The organism is Bartonella sp. CL435QHHD, from assembly GCF_042195095.1.
Taxonomy (GTDB): Bacteria; Pseudomonadota; Alphaproteobacteria; order Rhizobiales; family Rhizobiaceae; genus Bartonella.
This window is the reverse complement of sequence record NZ_JBHINS010000059.1, coordinates 25,786-43,265: the sequence shown is the minus strand read 5'-3', so window position 1 is coordinate 43,265 and position 17,480 is coordinate 25,786. Positions and strand designations below refer to the sequence as shown.

17 protein-coding genes are annotated in these 17,480 nt (G+C 41.3%); 14 read left to right on the top strand and 3 right to left on the bottom strand.

The window, feature by feature from the left end:
- The first annotated feature begins 280 nt into the window (after nucleotides 1-280).
- The 4 genes from ACFILH_RS03645 to ACFILH_RS03630 all read left to right on the top strand — a co-directional run bounded on the left by ACFILH_RS03645 (nucleotide 281) and on the right by ACFILH_RS03630 (nucleotide 5,589).
- Nucleotides 281-409 (top strand): hypothetical protein, encoded by a 129-nt coding sequence (locus ACFILH_RS03645; protein ID WP_273790827.1) that lies wholly within the window; start codon nucleotides 281-283, stop codon nucleotides 407-409.
- A 250-nt stretch (nucleotides 410-659) separates the two neighbouring features.
- Nucleotides 660-977, top strand: a complete 318-nt coding sequence (locus ACFILH_RS03640) for a hypothetical protein (RefSeq protein WP_375667381.1) — start codon at nucleotides 660-662, stop codon at nucleotides 975-977.
- Nucleotides 978-1,046: 69 nt separating this feature from the next.
- Nucleotides 1,047-3,626: an ATP-dependent chaperone ClpB gene (clpB, locus tag ACFILH_RS03635; protein ID WP_375631423.1), complete on the top strand. Its 2,580-nt coding sequence runs from the start codon at nucleotides 1,047-1,049 to the stop codon at nucleotides 3,624-3,626.
- A gap of 835 nt (nucleotides 3,627-4,461) precedes the next feature.
- Nucleotides 4,462-5,589, top strand: a complete 1,128-nt coding sequence (locus tag ACFILH_RS03630) for a hypothetical protein (RefSeq protein ID WP_375667380.1) — start codon at nucleotides 4,462-4,464, stop codon at nucleotides 5,587-5,589.
- A 172-nt stretch (nucleotides 5,590-5,761) separates the two neighbouring features.
- Here ACFILH_RS03630 and ACFILH_RS03625 read toward each other — a convergent pair whose 3' ends face one another.
- Nucleotides 5,762-6,133, bottom strand: coding sequence for a helix-turn-helix domain-containing protein (locus tag ACFILH_RS03625; protein ID WP_375667384.1), 372 nt, complete (start codon nucleotides 6,131-6,133; stop codon nucleotides 5,762-5,764).
- Between the two features lie 316 nt (nucleotides 6,134-6,449).
- Here ACFILH_RS03625 and ACFILH_RS03620 point away from each other — a divergent pair, with 316 nt between their 5' ends.
- The 7 genes from ACFILH_RS03620 (at nucleotide 6,450) to ACFILH_RS03590 (ending at nucleotide 11,300) form a co-directional block, all read left to right on the top strand.
- Nucleotides 6,450-6,752, top strand: coding sequence for a hypothetical protein (locus ACFILH_RS03620; RefSeq protein WP_375654320.1), 303 nt, complete (start codon nucleotides 6,450-6,452; stop codon nucleotides 6,750-6,752).
- Between the two features lie 264 nt (nucleotides 6,753-7,016).
- On the top strand, nucleotides 7,017-7,172 hold the full coding sequence (locus tag ACFILH_RS03615) for a hypothetical protein (RefSeq protein ID WP_375667379.1): 156 nt from the start codon (nucleotides 7,017-7,019) through the stop codon (nucleotides 7,170-7,172).
- Between the two features lie 297 nt (nucleotides 7,173-7,469).
- Complete coding sequence (locus ACFILH_RS03610) at nucleotides 7,470-7,688, top strand: hypothetical protein (RefSeq protein WP_375667378.1); 219 nt, start codon at nucleotides 7,470-7,472, stop codon at nucleotides 7,686-7,688.
- Nucleotides 7,689-7,908: 220 nt separating this feature from the next.
- Nucleotides 7,909-8,079, top strand: a complete 171-nt coding sequence (locus tag ACFILH_RS03605; protein ID WP_375667377.1) for a hypothetical protein — start codon at nucleotides 7,909-7,911, stop codon at nucleotides 8,077-8,079.
- Nucleotides 8,080-8,375: 296 nt separating this feature from the next.
- Nucleotides 8,376-8,594: a hypothetical protein gene (locus ACFILH_RS03600; RefSeq protein ID WP_375667376.1), complete on the top strand. Its 219-nt coding sequence runs from the start codon at nucleotides 8,376-8,378 to the stop codon at nucleotides 8,592-8,594.
- 429 nt (nucleotides 8,595-9,023) lie between these two features.
- The gene (locus ACFILH_RS03595) at nucleotides 9,024-10,259 is read left to right on the top strand and encodes an MFS transporter (RefSeq protein WP_375664658.1); all 1,236 of its coding nucleotides are present in this window, start codon (nucleotides 9,024-9,026) and stop codon (nucleotides 10,257-10,259) included.
- Between the two features lie 645 nt (nucleotides 10,260-10,904).
- Nucleotides 10,905-11,300, top strand: coding sequence for a hypothetical protein (locus tag ACFILH_RS03590; protein ID WP_375637704.1), 396 nt, complete (start codon nucleotides 10,905-10,907; stop codon nucleotides 11,298-11,300).
- A gap of 2,052 nt (nucleotides 11,301-13,352) precedes the next feature.
- On the opposite strand, the gene ACFILH_RS03585 is transcribed toward ACFILH_RS03590, so the two are convergent.
- The gene (locus ACFILH_RS03585; protein ID WP_375667375.1) at nucleotides 13,353-13,721 is read right to left on the bottom strand and encodes a helix-turn-helix domain-containing protein; all 369 of its coding nucleotides are present in this window, start codon (nucleotides 13,719-13,721) and stop codon (nucleotides 13,353-13,355) included.
- A 709-nt stretch (nucleotides 13,722-14,430) separates the two neighbouring features.
- Here ACFILH_RS03585 and ACFILH_RS03580 point away from each other — a divergent pair.
- Nucleotides 14,431-14,697: a hypothetical protein gene (locus tag ACFILH_RS03580; protein WP_273791296.1), complete on the top strand. Its 267-nt coding sequence runs from the start codon at nucleotides 14,431-14,433 to the stop codon at nucleotides 14,695-14,697.
- A gap of 423 nt (nucleotides 14,698-15,120) precedes the next feature.
- Here ACFILH_RS03580 and ACFILH_RS03575 read toward each other — a convergent pair whose 3' ends face one another.
- A complete protein-coding gene (locus ACFILH_RS03575) occupies nucleotides 15,121-15,489 on the bottom strand; it encodes a helix-turn-helix domain-containing protein (RefSeq protein ID WP_375637705.1) in 369 nt (122 codons plus the stop codon).
- A gap of 807 nt (nucleotides 15,490-16,296) precedes the next feature.
- On the opposite strand from ACFILH_RS03575, the gene ACFILH_RS03570 reads away from it, so the two are divergent.
- Together ACFILH_RS03570 and ACFILH_RS03565 are read left to right on the top strand one after the other, a co-directional pair.
- Nucleotides 16,297-16,623 (top strand): hypothetical protein, encoded by a 327-nt coding sequence (locus ACFILH_RS03570; RefSeq protein WP_273791298.1) that lies wholly within the window; start codon nucleotides 16,297-16,299, stop codon nucleotides 16,621-16,623.
- A 45-nt stretch (nucleotides 16,624-16,668) separates the two neighbouring features.
- Entirely contained in the window at nucleotides 16,669-16,824 is a 156-nt protein-coding gene (locus ACFILH_RS03565; protein ID WP_375667373.1) for a hypothetical protein, read from the top strand.
- Nucleotides 16,825-17,480: the final 656 nt, after the last annotated feature.

The window sequence follows — 17,480 nt, the reverse complement described above, 5'->3', positions numbered from 1 at the left end:
TGGAAGAGAAATGGAGAGTGTTGTTGAGTGCGTTGGTTGGAGAAGAGTGTGGGAGGAATGGAAGGTGATCTGAAACGAATGAGTGGTCAGTGGTGAAAACTTGCTAGACAAGTATTTGAATTATTTACAGAAAAGTGTTTACAAAGCGGTGTGGGGTGGTAAGCCTTTCCTTGGCTTCGTTCTGTAAAGATGTAAAAGCGTAAAAATGTGTTTGTGAGAAAGGAGTGGGGGGCTATGTGTTGTGTGTGTTTTTGTCATGGTGAGAAATGTGGCGAGATAAATGAGGGAAAGAGTCTGTGAATGGAAGTTGGGAGGAAGAGTGCTGTTAAGTTGTGAGTGTGTGACGGGAGAGCAAAACGGGAAGGGAGAATGGAGAGAGTGCGCATGGATAGGAGGAGAGTGTTGGTAAGGCGGTGGTGCAAAGAGATGCGTGAAGGAATGGTGATTTAAGGAGATAGAGCTTGATTTGTTGAGCCTGATGAAGTGCTGTCGTTTGAGGAGGGGAGTCTGAAGACTGTAAGGGGGGTACTAGGCAAAAAGCTGGGTTCTTTTACAGAACAGTGTTTACAAAGCGGTGTGGGGTGGTAAGCCTTTCGTTGGCTTCGTTCTGTAAAGATGTAAAAGCGTAAAAATGTGTTTGTGAGAAAGGTGGGGGGGCTATGTGTTGTGCGTGTTTTTGTCATGGTGGGCTTTTGTCTGACATCGATGGGAGCATTGGGGGTGAAGAGACTGTAATAGTGGGGCTAGGCCGGTTGGGGTTGGGCTGGTGGGGAGGCTGGGCTGGTGGGGAGGCTGGGCTGGTGGGGTTGGTGATGGTGGGGCGTATAGGGGAGTTGCGGTTTTTGTTTAAATTGATAGCGTATTTTTTTCTCCCTCTTGCTATGAGGTGTGTAAAAACCCATATTCTTTTTAGCACTACGGTTCTTCTTCATGCGGCATCATTTGCGGTGTTTTGTGGGGGGTGGGCTGTCCTTTGAAGATGTCTCTTTTGTGGAATGTTGGGGGAATTTAAAGTGCGGTGGTGGCTTGAGATTTAAGGAAAAAAAATGAATTTGGAAAAATATAGCGAACGCGTGCAGGGTTTTTTACAATCAGCACAAAGTGGTGCCCTTGCTTCTGATCATCAGCAGTTTTTGCCGGAGCATCTGTTGAAAGTGTTGTTAGACGATTCTCAAGGATTGGCAGCATCACTGATCCAAAAAGCGGGTGGTGATCTTACTCTTATTCGAAAGGCGCTTAATGAAGCACTTGATGCTTTGCCTAAAGTGCAAGGGGGGAATGGACAGCTCTATCTCTCTCAGCCGTTGGCAAAAGTCTTTAACATGGCGGAAGATTTGGCGAAAAAAGCCGGTGATCAATTTGTGACCGTTGAGCGTGTGTTGCAAGCGCTGATCATGGAAAAGACCGCAAAAACTGCTGATATTCTTACAAACGGAGGGTTGACAGCGCAGGCGCTTAATGAGGCTATTAATGATTTGCGGAAAGGAAAAACAGCAACAAGCCCCCATGCCGAAAGCCAATATGATGCTTTGCAAAAATATGCCCGTGATCTCACAAAAGATGCCCGTGAAGGAAAACTCGACCCTGTGATTGGGCGGGAAGAGGAAATCCGCCGCACTATTCAGGTGCTTTCACGGCGGACCAAAAATAATCCTGTGCTTATCGGTGAGCCTGGGGTGGGGAAAACAGCTATCGTGGAAGGGTTGGCATTGCGCATTGTTAATGGCGATGTGCCTGAAACTTTGCGGGATAAACAGCTTCATGCGTTGGATATGGGAGCGCTTATCGCTGGTGCAAAATATCGTGGGGAATTCGAAGAGCGTCTCAAAGCGGTGTTGGCAGAGGTGCAAGCTGAAAATGGGCAGATCATTTTGTTTATCGATGAATTGCATAATCTCGTTGGGGCTGGAAAATCTGACGGTCCTATGGATGCTTCTAACTTGTTAAAACCTGCTCTTGCACGCGGAGAACTCCATTGTGTGGGGGCTACTACGCTCGATGAATATCGAAAATATGTCGAAAAAGATGCTGCTCTTGCACGACGCTTTCAGCCTGTCTTTGTACCGGAACCCTCTTTAGAAGATACTATTTCTATCTTGCGCGGTATTAAGGAAAAATATGAACAACATCACAAAGTGCGCTTGGCTGATAGTGCTTTGATTGCGGCGGCGCGTTTGTCTAACCGCTATATTACGGATCGCTTCTTGCCGGATAAAGCTATTGACCTTATCGATGAAGCGGCGGCACGGTTGCGCATGCAGGTCGATTCAAAGCCGGAAGAACTCGATGCTGTTGATCGGCGTATTTTACAGTTGAAGATCGAACGGGAAGCTTTGAAAACAGATGTCGAGCCAACAGCAAAAGAACGTTTGGAAAATGTGCAGGAGGAACTCAAAACATTGGAACAACAGTCCGCTGAGATGACAAGTGCTTGGCAGGCTGAGAAACAAAAATTAGGGCATGCTGCTGATTTGAAAAAACAACTCGAAGAAGCTCGTAATGCTTTGGCTATTGCACAACGTGATGGACAATTCCAACGCGCTGGAGAGCTCGCTTATAGCGTTATCCCTGAACTCGAAAAACAATTGAGCATTGCGGAAAATGATGATCAACAAAATCATCTCGTTGAAGAGACGGTTACTGCTGAACATGTGGCGCGGATTGTTTCACGCTGGACCGGTATTCCTGTTGATCGAATGCTGGAGGCAGAACGGGAGGCGCTGTTGCGTATGGAAGATGAAATTAGCAAACGTGTGATTGGGCAGGGAGAGGCTGTTCAAGCTGTTTCTCGCGCTGTACGCCGTGCGCGCGCAGGGTTGCAAGATCCCAATCGCCCGCTTGGCTCTTTCATGTTTTTGGGTCCTACCGGTGTGGGAAAAACCGAATTAACCAAAGCACTTGCCGCTTTTCTTTTCCAAGACTCCAATGCCATGTTGCGCATCGATATGTCGGAATATATGGAAAAGCATGCTGGGGCGCGGCTGATTGGGGCGCCACCTGGATATGTTGGATATGAAGAGGGAGGCGTGCTGACGGAAGCTGTACGTAGAAGACCTTACCAGGTCATTCTATTCGACGAAATTGAAAAAGCACACCCTGATATTTTTAATCTCTTGTTGCAAGTGTTGGATGAGGGACGTTTGACCGATAGTCAAGGACGTACCGTCGATTTTCGCAATACCTTGCTGATTATGACTTCTAATCTTGGTGCTGAGTTTTTAACTGCTTTGCCTGAAGGGCAAACCGTTGAGCAGGCAAAAAATGATGTCATGAATGTCGTTAAAGCGGCTTTCCGTCCTGAGTTTTTAAACCGTATTGATGAGATTATTCTCTTTCAAAGGCTGCAACGTCACGATATGGAAGCGATCGTCGATATTCAGATAGAACATTTGCAAAATTTGCTCAATGAACGCAAAATAACTTTGCAAATCGAGCCAGAGGTGAGAAAATTTCTTGCCGATAAGGGCTATGATCCGCTCTATGGTGCGCGTCCGCTTAAACGGATTATCCAAAAAGAAATTCAAGATCCACTGGCGGAAAATATCTTATTTGGGAAAATTCACGATGAGACGACGGTGAAAATTACAAAACAAGGAGATCGGTTGGAATTTTTGCCTGAAGATTAGGTGTGGAAAAATTCACGCTATAAAGGGCGGTGATAATCCTATTATGCGATAATACCGCTCTTTGAGGTGTGCTGATTTAGAAAATTCACGATGAGACAGCGGTGTTTTATCGCAAAGCAAAGGGAATGGTCGGTGTTTTTGCATGTTAAATGAGCGTTCTCGAATATCGTAGGATTCTTTTACTTCTGTTTGTCGTGAAAGCTATTTTCTTACAATGTTATAAGTGAAGTCACAAGCGGGATTGCTTTATTGCTTTGTGCGTAAAAGCGTTAAAGACAAATGCCGTTTATTCGCCGTAAAACATTGCTCTTTGAGGGGGTGTGGGGGATTTTAGACGAAGATATTTTGATGATGGATTGGAGTTTTGCTGTTTAAGAAAAAGGTGGAGGATGCGTAAAATGCACTGCTCTCTCATTTTTTCGGTGATGTGCGTTTTTTTGCTTTAAAATTTTGCTAAAAGTTTTTTTTAACTGTTTGATTGATTGCACTCTTGTTAGTGGCTCGTAGATGAGGGAGCATGATTATCTGCACAATCAAGTTTGCTCCTTTGCAGTTTTTTAATCAAGATAAAGACTTAAAAAAAGCTCCCTAACCTGTTTTTGGTTAAAATTTTTGCTATTCCTATTACAAAGACAAGTTTAAGTGGAGGTGTATATTAAAAATATCATCTATATCTTACTTTATTTTACTTTACTTATTTACCAATAAACTATAATATGGTAAATATTAAGTAAAATAAACAGATAATGAACTTTTTTCAAGAACTTTAATAAGAACTGTATTGGAGTTTATTGATAAAAAGGATCATTTGAAATTTAAGCGGGGGTATAATCTCATGAAATTAGCCACAAACAAGGAATTAATTAACAGCTGGTTTGCAGAGGGCGTGAAGAGTTATAATCGGCATACTCCAGAAAGCTTAAAGGATTTCTATGAGGATAAGAAAGATTCGTTAATAAGTGATGCTGTGCTTCAACAGGAAATTTTGGACTCTTTAATACAGCGTATATCGTTAACACCGGATGATTCCAATCCATTAAAGATGTTTCTTGAACAAGGCATTTCTTTTAGGAAGGAGCAAGGGGCGAGAGTTTTTGATACTATTAGAGGTGAGCATTCGATATCTGTTAAAAGTGGAGAAAGCGTTGATCCATTTAAAGTGAATGATCCAGAAATTGAAGCATCATCTATACCGGACAAACGAGAAAATACCCATACATTTACGATGACGTGTGACCGAAGAGAGCGTGCTTTTAGAGACGAGTGTGGGCTGTACAATCTTTTAGAAGAGATCAGATCGTTTGTCCGAGAGCAGGATAATAGTGAGAGTTACAATTGGTTAGAAAAGCTTATTGATCGTGCATTAAACAGTGAAGTTGCACCGTTACAAGAAACACAAGAAATCTACATTCCAGACATTCGTGATCATCGTTTAGATGAAAAATCATATGAGCTCGCTATAAAAATCATTCGACAAGCAGTCGGATGTCTTGGGATTCGCTCACGTTTGTACAATGCTTGTTATTTTCAAAAAGCTTGTTCTTTGCGTGATCTTGTATTCATTTTTGTCAGCAATGCTCAATTTGACATAAATGATCAAGTTCTTAACGAAGTCATGAATATATCGACAGTTTGTGACGCTGAAAATAACCTTTTAACAGTGAAAGATTTTGGTGAGAAAAATAGCGATGTTATTGGTCTTGCTATGTCAAAAAAAACGATATCTATCCATGACTTAAAAAGAAAAGGGTATAGCGAGTGTGATCCAAGCAATTTGCGCACGAATATCTTGTTTCATATTTCGCAATCGTCATTATTTCGTCCGTTTAAAACAATGATTGTTTTTAAAGCAGGGACTGATGATCAGATTGAAAAAACAATAAAAAGGTACGAAGTCGCCAATGACATGAAGTTAAAAGAAGAAGCAGAGAAAGAAGCTTTAAAAAGAGTAAAAGTGCTATAAAAAGACTAATTGAGGCATTCAAAAGTCATTGGAAAATTATAAGTGACAACAAAAATGCAGCTGATTATTCTATCTGCCGTAAAATATTGCTCTTTGAGGGGGTGTGGGGAGCTGGTTTGAATTCGACTTAAGGGGGATATGAATGGAATAATGTTGATCGTTGCGCTTTTGCTTAATCAGAAATCAACCACAAGATTGCTTTTTGTTTTTTCGGCTGAAGTTCTCTAAAGTTTTTTAAAAGTGCCTGTTCTTTTTCGCTATAGGTTTCTTGATTGTGGTGTAAGAGAGTTTCTTTTGTTGAAAGATCTTCTTTTGTGGCAATGTCTGCATAAAAAAAGTTTACGGGAACCTCTAGTTTTTGGGCGATTTCCAGTAAACATTTGGCACTTACACGGTTTAAGCCTTTTTCGTATTTTTGGATTTGTTGGAAACTGACGCTTAAATGGCATCCTAATTCTTTTTGGGAAACTCCCATTGCAATGCGTCTGTGATGGATTCTTTTGCCTATCAGAATGTCGATAAAATGTGGATTTTTAGTTGGCACTTCAAGCCCCCCCTCCGGTTGCGAGCGCCCTCGCATTGGTATTCCGGGAGCCTGAAAGCACTGACCTCGAATCAGCATTTTGCTTTTAGTGCTCATCGCACCTGGACATAGCAAAATCTCCCGGAATCCCGGGACACCCACAAAAGTGGGTTCATTCTTATGTATCGAGGTTTCGGGCTTTCAGTTCCCTATTGATCGTCGCGTATACGACCAAACTCACCCTTTAAGTAATAAAGTAGTTTCAGAAAATTGGCAAGAGAAATGAAAATAATCTCAAAGACTATAAGATTGGGTACTTTTTAAAAAAGTGCGAAATATGGATTTTTGGTTGGCACTTCAAGCCCCCGCTGGGGGCGAGCGCCCTCGCATTGGTATTCCGGGAGTTAAAAACACTGACTTGACTCAGCTTTTTGCTTTTAGTGCCAAAGCACCTGGACATAGCAAAATCTCCCGGAATCCCGGGATACCCGCAAAGCGGGATAAATTTATGTGTCAAGTCTTCGGGTTTTTAATCCCTATTGATCGTTGCGTAGACGACCAAAATTACACTTTAAGTGATAAAGTAATTTCAGAAGATTGGCAAGAACAATCAAGAATTTTCTATTCTATTATGCTGTAAAACACTGCTCTTTTAGGGGGAGTGAAGAGCTAGAATATTTGAGGGCAGGGCTTGATTTGTTGAGCCTGATGAAGTGTTGTCGTTTGAGGGGGCGTGTCTGAAGACTGTAAGGGTACTAGGCAAAAAGCTGGGTTCGTTTATAGACTATTGTTTATAGAGCGGTGCGGGGTGGTGAACCTTTCGTTGGTTTCGTTCTGTAAAGATGTAAAAGCGTAAAAACGTATATCCGTAAAAGTGAAGTGGGGGATTTGTGGATTATATATTGTGCGTGTTTTGGGTCACTTTGGGCTTTGGGGGGCGTGGAATGTGGTGCGAGGATTGGGGGGAAGTGTCTTCGTGAATGGAGGGGGAAGCTGGGAGGAAGAGGGGTGTTCAGTTGTTAAGTGTGTGATGGGAGAGAAAAGGGGGAATGGAGGATGAAGAGAGTGCGCATGGATAGGGGGAGAGTGTGGGTAAGGCGTTGGTGCAAAGAGATGCGTGAAGGATGGCGAGGAGATAGGGCTTGATTTGTCAAGCCTGACGAAGTGCTGTCGTTTGAGGAGGGCGTCTGAAGACTGTAAGGGGGGTACTAGGCAAAAAGCTGGGTTCGTTTACAGACTGTTGTTTATAGAGCGGTGTGGGGTGGTGAACCTTTCGTTGGCTTTGTTCTTTAAAGATGTAAAAGCGTAAAAATGTGAATCTGTAAGAGTGAAGTGGGGGATTTGTGGATTATATATTGTGCGTGTTTTTGGTCACTTTGGGCTTTTGGGGGCGTGGAATGTGGTGCGAGGATTGGGGGGAAGTGTTTTCGTGAATGGAGGGGGAAGCTGGGAGGAAGAGGGGTGTTCAGTTGTTACGTGTGTGATGGGAGAGAAAAAGGGGGAATGGAGGATGAAGAGAGTGCGCAGGGATAAGAGGAGAGTGTGGGGAAGGCGGGTGTTGCAAAGAGAGGCGTGAAGGATGGCGAGGAGATAGGGCTTGATTTGTTGAGCCTGATGAAGTGCTGTCGTTTGAGGGGGGGTGTCTGAAGACTGTAAGGGTACTAGGCAAAAAGCTGGGTTCGTTTATAGACTATTGTTTATAGAGCGGTGTGGGGTGGTGAACCTTTCGTTGGCTTTGTTCTTTAAAGATGTAAAAGCGTAAAAATGTATATCCGTAAAAGTGAAGTGGGGGATTTGTGGATTTATATATTGTGCGTGTTTTTGGTCACTTTGGGCTTTTGGGGGCGTGGAATGTGGTGCGAGGATTGGGGGGAAGTGTTTTCGAGAATGGAGGGGGAAGCTGGGAGGAAGAGGGGTGTTCAGTTGTTAAGTGTGTGATGGGAGAGAAAAGGGGGGATGGAGGATGAAGAGAGTGCGCAAGGATAAGAGGAGAGTGTGGGTAAGGCGGGTGTTGCAAAGAGATGCGTGAAGGATGGCGAGGAGATAGGGCTTGATTTGTTGAGCCTGATGAAGTGCTGTCGTTTGAGGTGGGGTGTCTGAAGATTGTAAGGGTACTAGGCAAAAAGCTGGGTTCGTTTACAGACTGTTGTTTATAGAGCGGTGTGGGGTGGTGAACCTTTCGTTGGTTTCGTTCTGTAAAGATGTAAAAACGTAAAAACGTATATCCGTAAAAGTGAAGTGGGGGATTTGTGGATTATATATTGTGCGTGTTTTGGGTCACTTTGGGCTTTGGGGGGCGTGGAATGTGGTGCGAGGATTGGGGGGAAGTGTCTTCGTGAATGGAGGGGGACGTTTAGAGGAAGAGGGGTGTTCAGTTGTTAAGTGTGTGATGGGAGAGAAAAAGGGGGAATGGAGGATGAAGAGAGTGCGCATGGATAAGAGGAGAGTGTGGGTAAGGCGGGTGGTGCAAAGAGATGTGTGATGGATGGCGGCTTAAGAAGATAGGGTTTGATTTGTCGAGCCTGACGAAGTGCTGTCGTTTGAGGAGTGGGTGGGTGTAAGCTTTATTTTGTGGGGAAAGCTGCTTTTTGGCGTGGGATTGTAGATTAGTGCTGGTTGGGAATTTTCATTCTTTGAGACGTGGGCTGGAAGTCAGTGTACTAATATAGCAGATTTTGATCTCATAATTTTTACATTCTTTCTTTTTTTAAAGCAAATAAGCAAGAAAAATTAATATATTACTTGATATTGGTCTAAATGCTTATATCAAGAGGAGTATTTCTTTAAAAATTTTCACTTAACTTATTAAGCGATTTATTAGAATAAAAGACTCTTCTGAAGTTCATATCACCAATTGTATCGAAGGAAGTGTAACTTTAAGTGTAGAAAAGTTTAATATCGGATGGTTGATATGAATTTGTTTTTAAAAAAGAGTCCATTAGCTCTTTTTTGCTCTCTCTTTATTTCCAAAGTTGGTGATTATGCTTATGAAGTTGTTTTTATTTTACTGGTCTTAGAATTAACAGATAACACCTTTTTTACAGGTCTTGTGTATTTTTTTCGATTTATCCCTTTTCTCTTTTTTGGCCCTATAGGAGGTTGGTTAGCGGATAATTTTTCTTTGAAGAAAAATATGATCTTAAGTGAAGTTGTTAGATTATTAGCTTCATTGTTTGTTTTTATAACTTATATAACAGGTACGGCACATATCATTGTTCTTATTTTTGCAGCAATATGTACAACGATAGGAAGAAGTATTTTCCAACCAAGTTTTCAAGCTGCTATTCCCAGAATGTTTTCAATAAAAGATCTTACAAAGGCCAATAGCATTGCTCAAATTATCATGGAAACGGCAGCCGTCATTGGCCCTTTGGTTTGTTCCATACTGCTTTTTTTAGCAAATAAATCGGCAGTACTCATTTTTGATTTTTTTACCTATTTTATATCTATTATCATGTTATTTAATCTCATGAATTTAAATTCAAGCGAGAATAAATCATTCAATTTTATAAAAATTTATCGAGAAACAGCTTCATATCTTAAATATATTTCTACAGAAAATAATAATTTATTTATTACGCTCGTTAGCTCGTCGTTTGCTATTCTCTTTACGGGTGCAATTTTAAGATTTTTAATTCCAGCTTTTGTTCTTTTTGTGGGGGGAGAGGAAAGCTTTGTGAGTTATATTTTTTCTCTCATGGCTGTTGGAACTATTGTTGGTGGTTTGTTATATAGTAAAATTATATTAAATATTACTTCGTTGAAGCTCATGATATTTTGGCTTCTTTATGGGGTTATTCTGTTTGTTATGCCCTTAGCTGCAGAAATTTATTTAAAATTCCTTCTCGTGTTAGCATTTGTTTTAGGATTTATTGGTGCCTTTGTGGATATTGGTTTAGTCTCAGCTATTCAATTATATTCTCGTCGTGAAGATTTTGGTAAGAGTTTTGGAACCTTTTCAACTTTAGCAAACTCTGCGGAAGCAATGTCTGGCTTTATTGCTGGACTTTTGGCTCTCGTGGGATTGTTAAGCTCTTTTTTAGCGATGTCCGCATTAATTATTTCCACGGGAATTATTGGCGTTGTAAAAATTAAGAAAAATAAAGAGTTAACACCTCTTAACACGACAGTCGATGACGACCATTGATATATTTGATATCTCCATGCCGTTTCTTTTTTTTTAAAGACGGTTTTGCTCATTATCTTATTCATGAGGTAAAAACACAGCTCTTTGAAGGGGGTGATCTGAAACGAATGAGTGGTCAGTGGTGGAAACTTGCTAGGCAAGCATTTGAATTCTTTACAGACCGTTGTTTATAGAGTGGTGCGGGGTGGTGAACCTTTCCTTGGCTTTGTTCTGTAAATGTGGAGAAGCGTAAAAATGTGAATCTGTAAAAGTGAAGTGGAGGATTTATGGGTTCATATATTGTGCGTGTTTTTTGTCATGATATGGAGGGGTGAGAAGGATTGGGGGGAAGTGTCTTCGTGAATGGAGGGGAAATGAAGGGTGCTGTGCGTTGGTTTATGTAATGCAACACACCATGAAAGTAAGTATACATATACTATATGCTTTACATGTGTTTTTTCGCACTTTTAACATATATATTTTGTGTCTTAAACATAAGCTTTGAGTACTATGAGAGATGGTGGTCGTTTTTTAAACAAGCGAGAAAGTGATTAACTAATGCTTGATAGTAAAGCAGTATGTTGTTAAGGCTATTCTTTGAAAGGATGCTCTTATTTCTGGTGTAGGAGCTTCTCAGAAGAGAATACAATTAATAGGGGAGTTAAGATGTCAAAATATTTATTTCCGTTACCGCTTGTATTGGTGGCTGGTTGTGCATCTATCAATAATTATTCATCAAGTTATGTTAGTCCAAATATTACGCAAGATGATATAAAATTAATTGCTAACGATTTTGTTCGTAATCTTAAAAAACCTTTACCGCCCGCTACAACAACACTTATTGTGAAAAAAAATAAAACAGAAGACAACTTTACTCCTGTATTTATTAATCTCTTGCGACGGAATGGATATAACGTGATCTATACAGATCAACCAAACAAACAGCAAAATGGTGTAATTTTGACTTATCAAATAACGCCAATAAAGACAGGTATCTTGTCTATGGTTTCTTATGATGAGGTTGGAGTAACGCGTTATTATATTCGCACTTATAATAGATGAAACCCCTTTGCCGGTTTGTCTCAAAGAAGTAGATAATGAAGAAATGTGTTTCAGGGGAAGTGTTGGGATTGAATTAATCAATAAAAATTTGCAGATATGAAAATTGCATATTCAGATGATACTTATTCGTTGTCTCGGTTACAATTTCAGTGTTGTAACGAAGAAAGATGTCGTTTTATCTGTTTGCAATCTTTCATGTTCTGTCTCAGTTATATAGCGCTTTTATCGTTTCTGTCTTATAGAAAATTACTTTCTGTTCTACGGCTCTATATGCCAATCTAATAGTCAGATCTAAACAATCAAATTCATATGAACTCTTTACAGAAATCTGTTGTTTGAGATTGTTGGAAAGGTGTTTTGTTTTTATCAAATTGTCGCGTGGTGGTTTGGGGGGGGGGCCTTTGGCTGCGTTCTGTGAAGATGTAAAAGCGTAAAAATGTGAATCTGTAAGAGTGAAGTGAGGGATTTGTGCTTTGTGTGGGTTTTTATCATGGCATGGAATGTGGTCAGAGAACTAGGGGACGCGTTTGTGAATGGAGCGGGGAAAGCTGGGATGAAGAGGGGTGTTCAGTTGTGAGTGTGTGATGGGAGAGAAAAAGGGGGAATGGAGGATGAAGAGAGTGTGCGCATGGATAGGGGGAGAGTGTGGGTAAGGCGTTGGTGCAAAGAGATGCGTGAAGGATGGCGGTTTTTAAGGAGATAGGGCTTGATTTGTCAAGCCTGACGAAGTGCTGTCGTTTGAGGAGGGCGTCTGAAGACTGTAAGGGGGGTACTAGGCAAAAAGCTGGGTTCGTTTACAGACTATTGTTTATAGAGTGATGCGGGGTGGTGAACCTTTCCTTGGCTGCGTTCTGTGAAGATGTAAAAGCGTAAAAATGTGAATCTGTAAAATGATGCGGAGGATTTGTGCTTTGTGTATTGTGCATTTTTTTGTCATGGTATAATGATAAATCCATTGAGCACCCCTATCTTTACACTTATGAAGAAGCAAGCTGGGTATTATCATTATATTTGCTAGCCCCTAATGTTGTGACAGCTCTTGGAACGGTTCATAAGAGCCATTTTACTCCTTTCTTAATAGTTTTACACGGGCTCTCCTCGCTTTTAACGTGGAAGCGAATGATTTTGATTGATTCAACATGGGAGGGATTTGAAATGAGAGAATCTTACGATATTCGGAACTCTCAATCAATATAAATAATGCTAAATTATCCTTATAAATCAATATATTGTTATTGTATGGAGTGGTGAGAAGAATTGGGGGAAGTGTCTTCGTGAATGGAGGAGAAAGTTGGGATGAAGAGGGGTGTTGAAGTGCGTTTTCTGGAGAAGAGTGTGTGGGGAATGGCTGTGAACAGATTGCAGAGCTGATGTGTAAAGAGATGTGAAGAGAGAAAAATCGTGGTGGGCGTTTATATTCTATGCGGAACTTAACAATTATAGTTGCATCTATATTTGTATGGGGGATATCCGTGAAATGGGTGTGAGAAGCATTGAGAGGTGTTTTTTAGTAAGCGGGTGAATGAGCAATACAATGAAATCCTATTTAGAGGGGAAATCCTATTTAGAGGGGAAATCTTATTTAGAGGGGAAGCCTATTTAGAGGGGGAATTCTATTTAGAGGGAAGCCCATTTAGAGGGATACCTATTTAGGAAAAATCCTATTTTAGCTCTTGTTGTTTTAGACATTGTGTTTTGTATGAGGGGCATTTTGCAGGAAAGGTGTTTTGAGGGATGTGGCTCCCTTAAAGAAAAACACAAAAGTATCAAAAGAAAAATATAAAAACTTGACAAGGTAAATGTAAAAAGGTATCATAATGATACAATCGGAATTGTGCGTTTAAATCAGAAGAGATCTCTTGATAAAATTCTGTGAGAGGGGTGGGGATGTCTTTCCAAGATTTTGGTGTTTGTTATCCTATTTTGAAGTTTGATCCTATGATGTCGTAAACCGGTGCCGTAAACCGTTTTTTGAGATGTGGTGATATCAGGCGGGCAAGGCTTTAGGCAGAGGGGAATATTGGCAACGGATGTCGATTGATGCGCTTTTGCCTAATCAGAAATCAACCACAAGATTGCTTTTTGTTTTTTCGGCTGGAGCTCTCTAAAGTTTTTCAAAAGGGCGTGTTCTTTTTCGCTGTATGTGTCTTGATCGTGGTGTAAGGCATGTTCTTTTGCAGGAATATCTGTTGTTAAAAGATCCGCATAAAAAAAGTTCATCGGAACCTCTCGTTTTTTAGCAATTTCGAGCAAACACCCCGCGCTTACACGATTTAAACCTTTTTCGTATTTTTGGATTTGTTGAAAACTGACACCTAAATGGATTCCTAATTCCTTTTGAGAAAGTCCCATTGAAATGCGTCTGTGACGGATTCTTTTACCTATTGAAATGTCATTAAAATGTGAATTTTTAGTTTGCACTTCAAGCTCCCCTCCGGTTGCGAGCGCCCTCGCATGAGTATTCCGGGAGTTTGAAAGCACTGAGCTCAGCCAGCCTTTTGCTTTTAGTGCTCATGGCACTTGGACATAGCAAAAACTCCCGGAACTCCGGGATACCCACAACGTGGGGTAAATTAACGTTTGAGTTTTCGGGCTTCAACTCCCTATTGATCGCTGCGTAGACGATCAAGGCACCTTTTGAGTGATAAAGTAATTTCAAGGGATTGGCAAGAACAATTAAAAGATTTGGAAAATGAGAGCATTTTTTTGTATCTTAAAAATTATCTCATTATATTCTTATGCCTTATGCCTTATGCCTTATGCCTTATGCCTTATGCCTTATGCCTTATGCTGTAAAATATTGTCATTTGAGGTAGGGGGAGATGGGGCATTAGAGGCAAATATATGCCGTTGAGAGACCTTCAAGTACATCAATTTATACGGTGCTTTTTGTGAGAGTGTCTGGATATTGGAGGGTAGGGGTTATCTGTCCGTGTCTGGTGAAACAGCATTCTTTGAGGGGTGGTGAGAGGTGGTTGCCCAAATGCAATGTGCTCGATAAAAAGTGGGATTGTTAACAGACTCTTGTTTATTGAGTGGTGGGCTGGTTTGGAAATTTCGTTTGGCTGCTTTCTGTAAAGATGGAAAAGCGTAAAAACGTGAATCCGTAAAAATGAAGTGAAGAATTTATGTGTTGTATGCTTTTGTCTTGGCATGGAATGTGGGAAAGGACTGGGGAACAAGTCTGCAAATGAAGTGGAAAGCTAGGATGAAGCATGTGAAAATTGGCACTGTGGGAGAAGCTTTTTGGTGTGTGTGTGAAGCTTTGTCTTTTGGGTGGGGTATTTGCTTCGAAGCGGAATTGTTCGGTATTTGTGGGAGCTTTCGCTCTTTGTGTTGGAGAGGGACGGGTGTAAGAATATTCAGAAAAGCCTTGCTTGTTGAATCCGTTGTTTGAGGGGTATGGTATGCTGATCTGTCTGAGTGGTTGGTAGAAGGAAACTGCTACAAGATGTCGGATTCTTGACAGAGCAGTATAAGACACTGGGGGAACAGTTTCATTTGCTGCCTTTTGTAAAGATGGAAAAGCGTAAAAATGTGAATCCGTAAAAGTGAAGTGAAAGATTTATGCGTTGTATGTTTTTGTCTTGGCATGGAATGTGGTCGGAGAACTAGGGGACGCATTTGTGAATGGAGTGGGGAAAGCTGGGATGAAGAGGGGTATAAATCGCGTTGACTGGAGAAAGGTGTGTGAGGGAATATTTTAGGGCAGGGCTTATCTGTCTTGTCTGATAAAATTGCCTTCCTTGAAGTGTCGTGATCTGAAGCTTATATTTTAAAGATGTTGGATATATTGGGATGTTGATGGGTGTGCTTTTGTCTAATCAGAAATTAACCACAAGATTGCTTTTTGTTTTTTCGGCTGGAGCTCTCTAAAGTTTTTCAAAAGTGCGTATTCTTTTTCGCTGTATGTGTCTTGATCGTGGTGTAAGGCATGTTCTTTTGTGGGAATATCTGCTGTTAAAAGGTCCGCATAAAAAAAGTTCATAGGAACCTCTAGTTTTTTAGCAATTTCGAGCAAACACCCCGCGCTTACACGATTTAAACCTTTTTCATATTTCTGGATTTGTTGAAAACTGACACCTAAATAGCTTCCTAACTCCTTTTGAGAAAGTCCCATTGAAATACGTCTATAACGGATTCTTTTACCTATTGAAATGTCATTAAAATGTGAATTTTTAGTTTGCACTTCAAGCTCCCCTCCGGTTGCGAGCGCCCTCGCATGAGTATTCCGGGAGTTAAAAGTACTGAGTTCAGTCAGCCTTTTGCTTTTAGTGCTGACAAGCACCTGGACATAGCAAAAGCTCCCGGAATCCGGGAGATACCCACAAAGTGGTATCGATTTTTATGTACTGAACTTAGGGCTTTTAACCCCTCTTGGTTGTTGCGTAGACGACCAAAATTGCCTCATTAGTAAAGTAATTTCAGAAGATTGGCAAGAAAATTAAAATATTTTTTAGTCTGTTATACTGTAAAATAGGGATGTTTGGGGGCGGTAATCTGATGTTAGTAGGGTAAGTAATCTGATGTTAGTAGGGGAATTTATTGGGTAAGAGGTTGGATGATAGTTTAAAACCGGTGCGGGGTGGAAGCTTTATTCAGCAGAGGAAAATTTGCTTTTTGAAGCCGAATTGTAGATCAGAGCTTATCTGGCGTGTTTGATGAAACACCATGCTTTGAAGTGTGGGATAGCCATATGAAATAATCAGCAGGGAAATCTGATAGACGAGAAATCAGCTTGTTGACACACCCGTGTTTACAGAACGGTGCGGGGTAGTGATTTGAGCGTTTCATTTGGCTGCGTTCTGTAATGATGTAAAAGCGTAAAAATGTGAATCTGTAAAATTATGCGGAGGATTTGGGCTTTATGTGGGCTCTTATCTTTTTGGGTGTGTCCCATTTTTTAATTGTTGAATGCTTGGCAAATTTTGTTGCTGATTTTTATGTCATTTTTTGTGTTTGAGGTTTTGGTTTCTCTTTAGTTGGAAGGAACATGATGATGGTAGATGAACATTGTCTTCCCTTACGTCGAAGAGGGCGGAAAAAAGGGGCTTTAAATAAAACAACAAAGCGATTTAATGAAGCTCTTTTGACAGCGGCGGAGCAGGCTGGATATCACTATGGTGAAGATGGGCTGGTGTCTTATCTTCAGTATCATGCTCTCAATAATCCCGTACCGTTTTTTTCGCTGCTGGCAAAAGTGTTGCCTCTTCAGGGGGCTGGAGAAGGGCAGGTTAAAACAGTTTCGCGTATTGAGATTGTACCAGTGAATGCAAAAAATAGCGAACCGGAGAAGTGTGATACTTCGATAACTGAGGCTTGAAGAAGGCGCTGTGATGTTTGGGCATTTACTGGAGAGCAGAATATTTTGGTGGGAGATATTTGGGCTTTTCTCGTTATTGAAGGTGTGGAGATATCAAAAACAGTTTTGCGTATTGAGATTGTACCAGTGAATGCAAAAAATAGCGAACCGGAGAAGTGTGATACCTCGATAACTGAGGCTTGTGATATTGAAAAATGTTAGGCTGAGGTGGGTGATGTCTTGGAAGGGGGCTGCTTTGGTGATTGCCTATCTTGAGGGAATTGAAGTGGAGGCTATCGTGCTTGTGGGCGCTCGTGATACTGGAAGGGGCTTTGGTGAATGATGCCGTAAGGGCCCGTGTGCTGGAGGGGATTTGGTGCAGGGTATTTGTGTGGTGGATATGGAACAGTGTTTTGATAGGTGAGGGCATGAAACTTGAGAGAAGTGTTATGCTTGCGGGATACATGTGTTTTGGTGGGAGTATCTTGGGGGGATAGACAAGTGTGAGGATTGGTGATGCTTGAGAGGGCATGATATTGGAGGATATTGGGCTTTGGATATGCCCGAGAGCTATGTGCTGAGGCTATGATTTGGGTGGGGGATACCGTGCTTGTGGTTGGGGGATGACAGGCGCGGTGTTTGAGGGGCGGTGATGGGGGAAAATAGGGACCCCTTGGAGATAATGATCTTTGGGGGGATAGGGACTTTGGGGCGCATAGGTGTGGTCAAGGGGATCTCATGCAAAAAAGTGAAATTTATTGAATATTAGGATGAAGGAAGGTAAAGCGCTGCTTTTGAGAAGGGCGTTTTTCGTTCAATTGCTCTTTTCGCTCAATTACTCTTTTCCTTCAATTGCTCTGGGATAATTAAACTTGGGA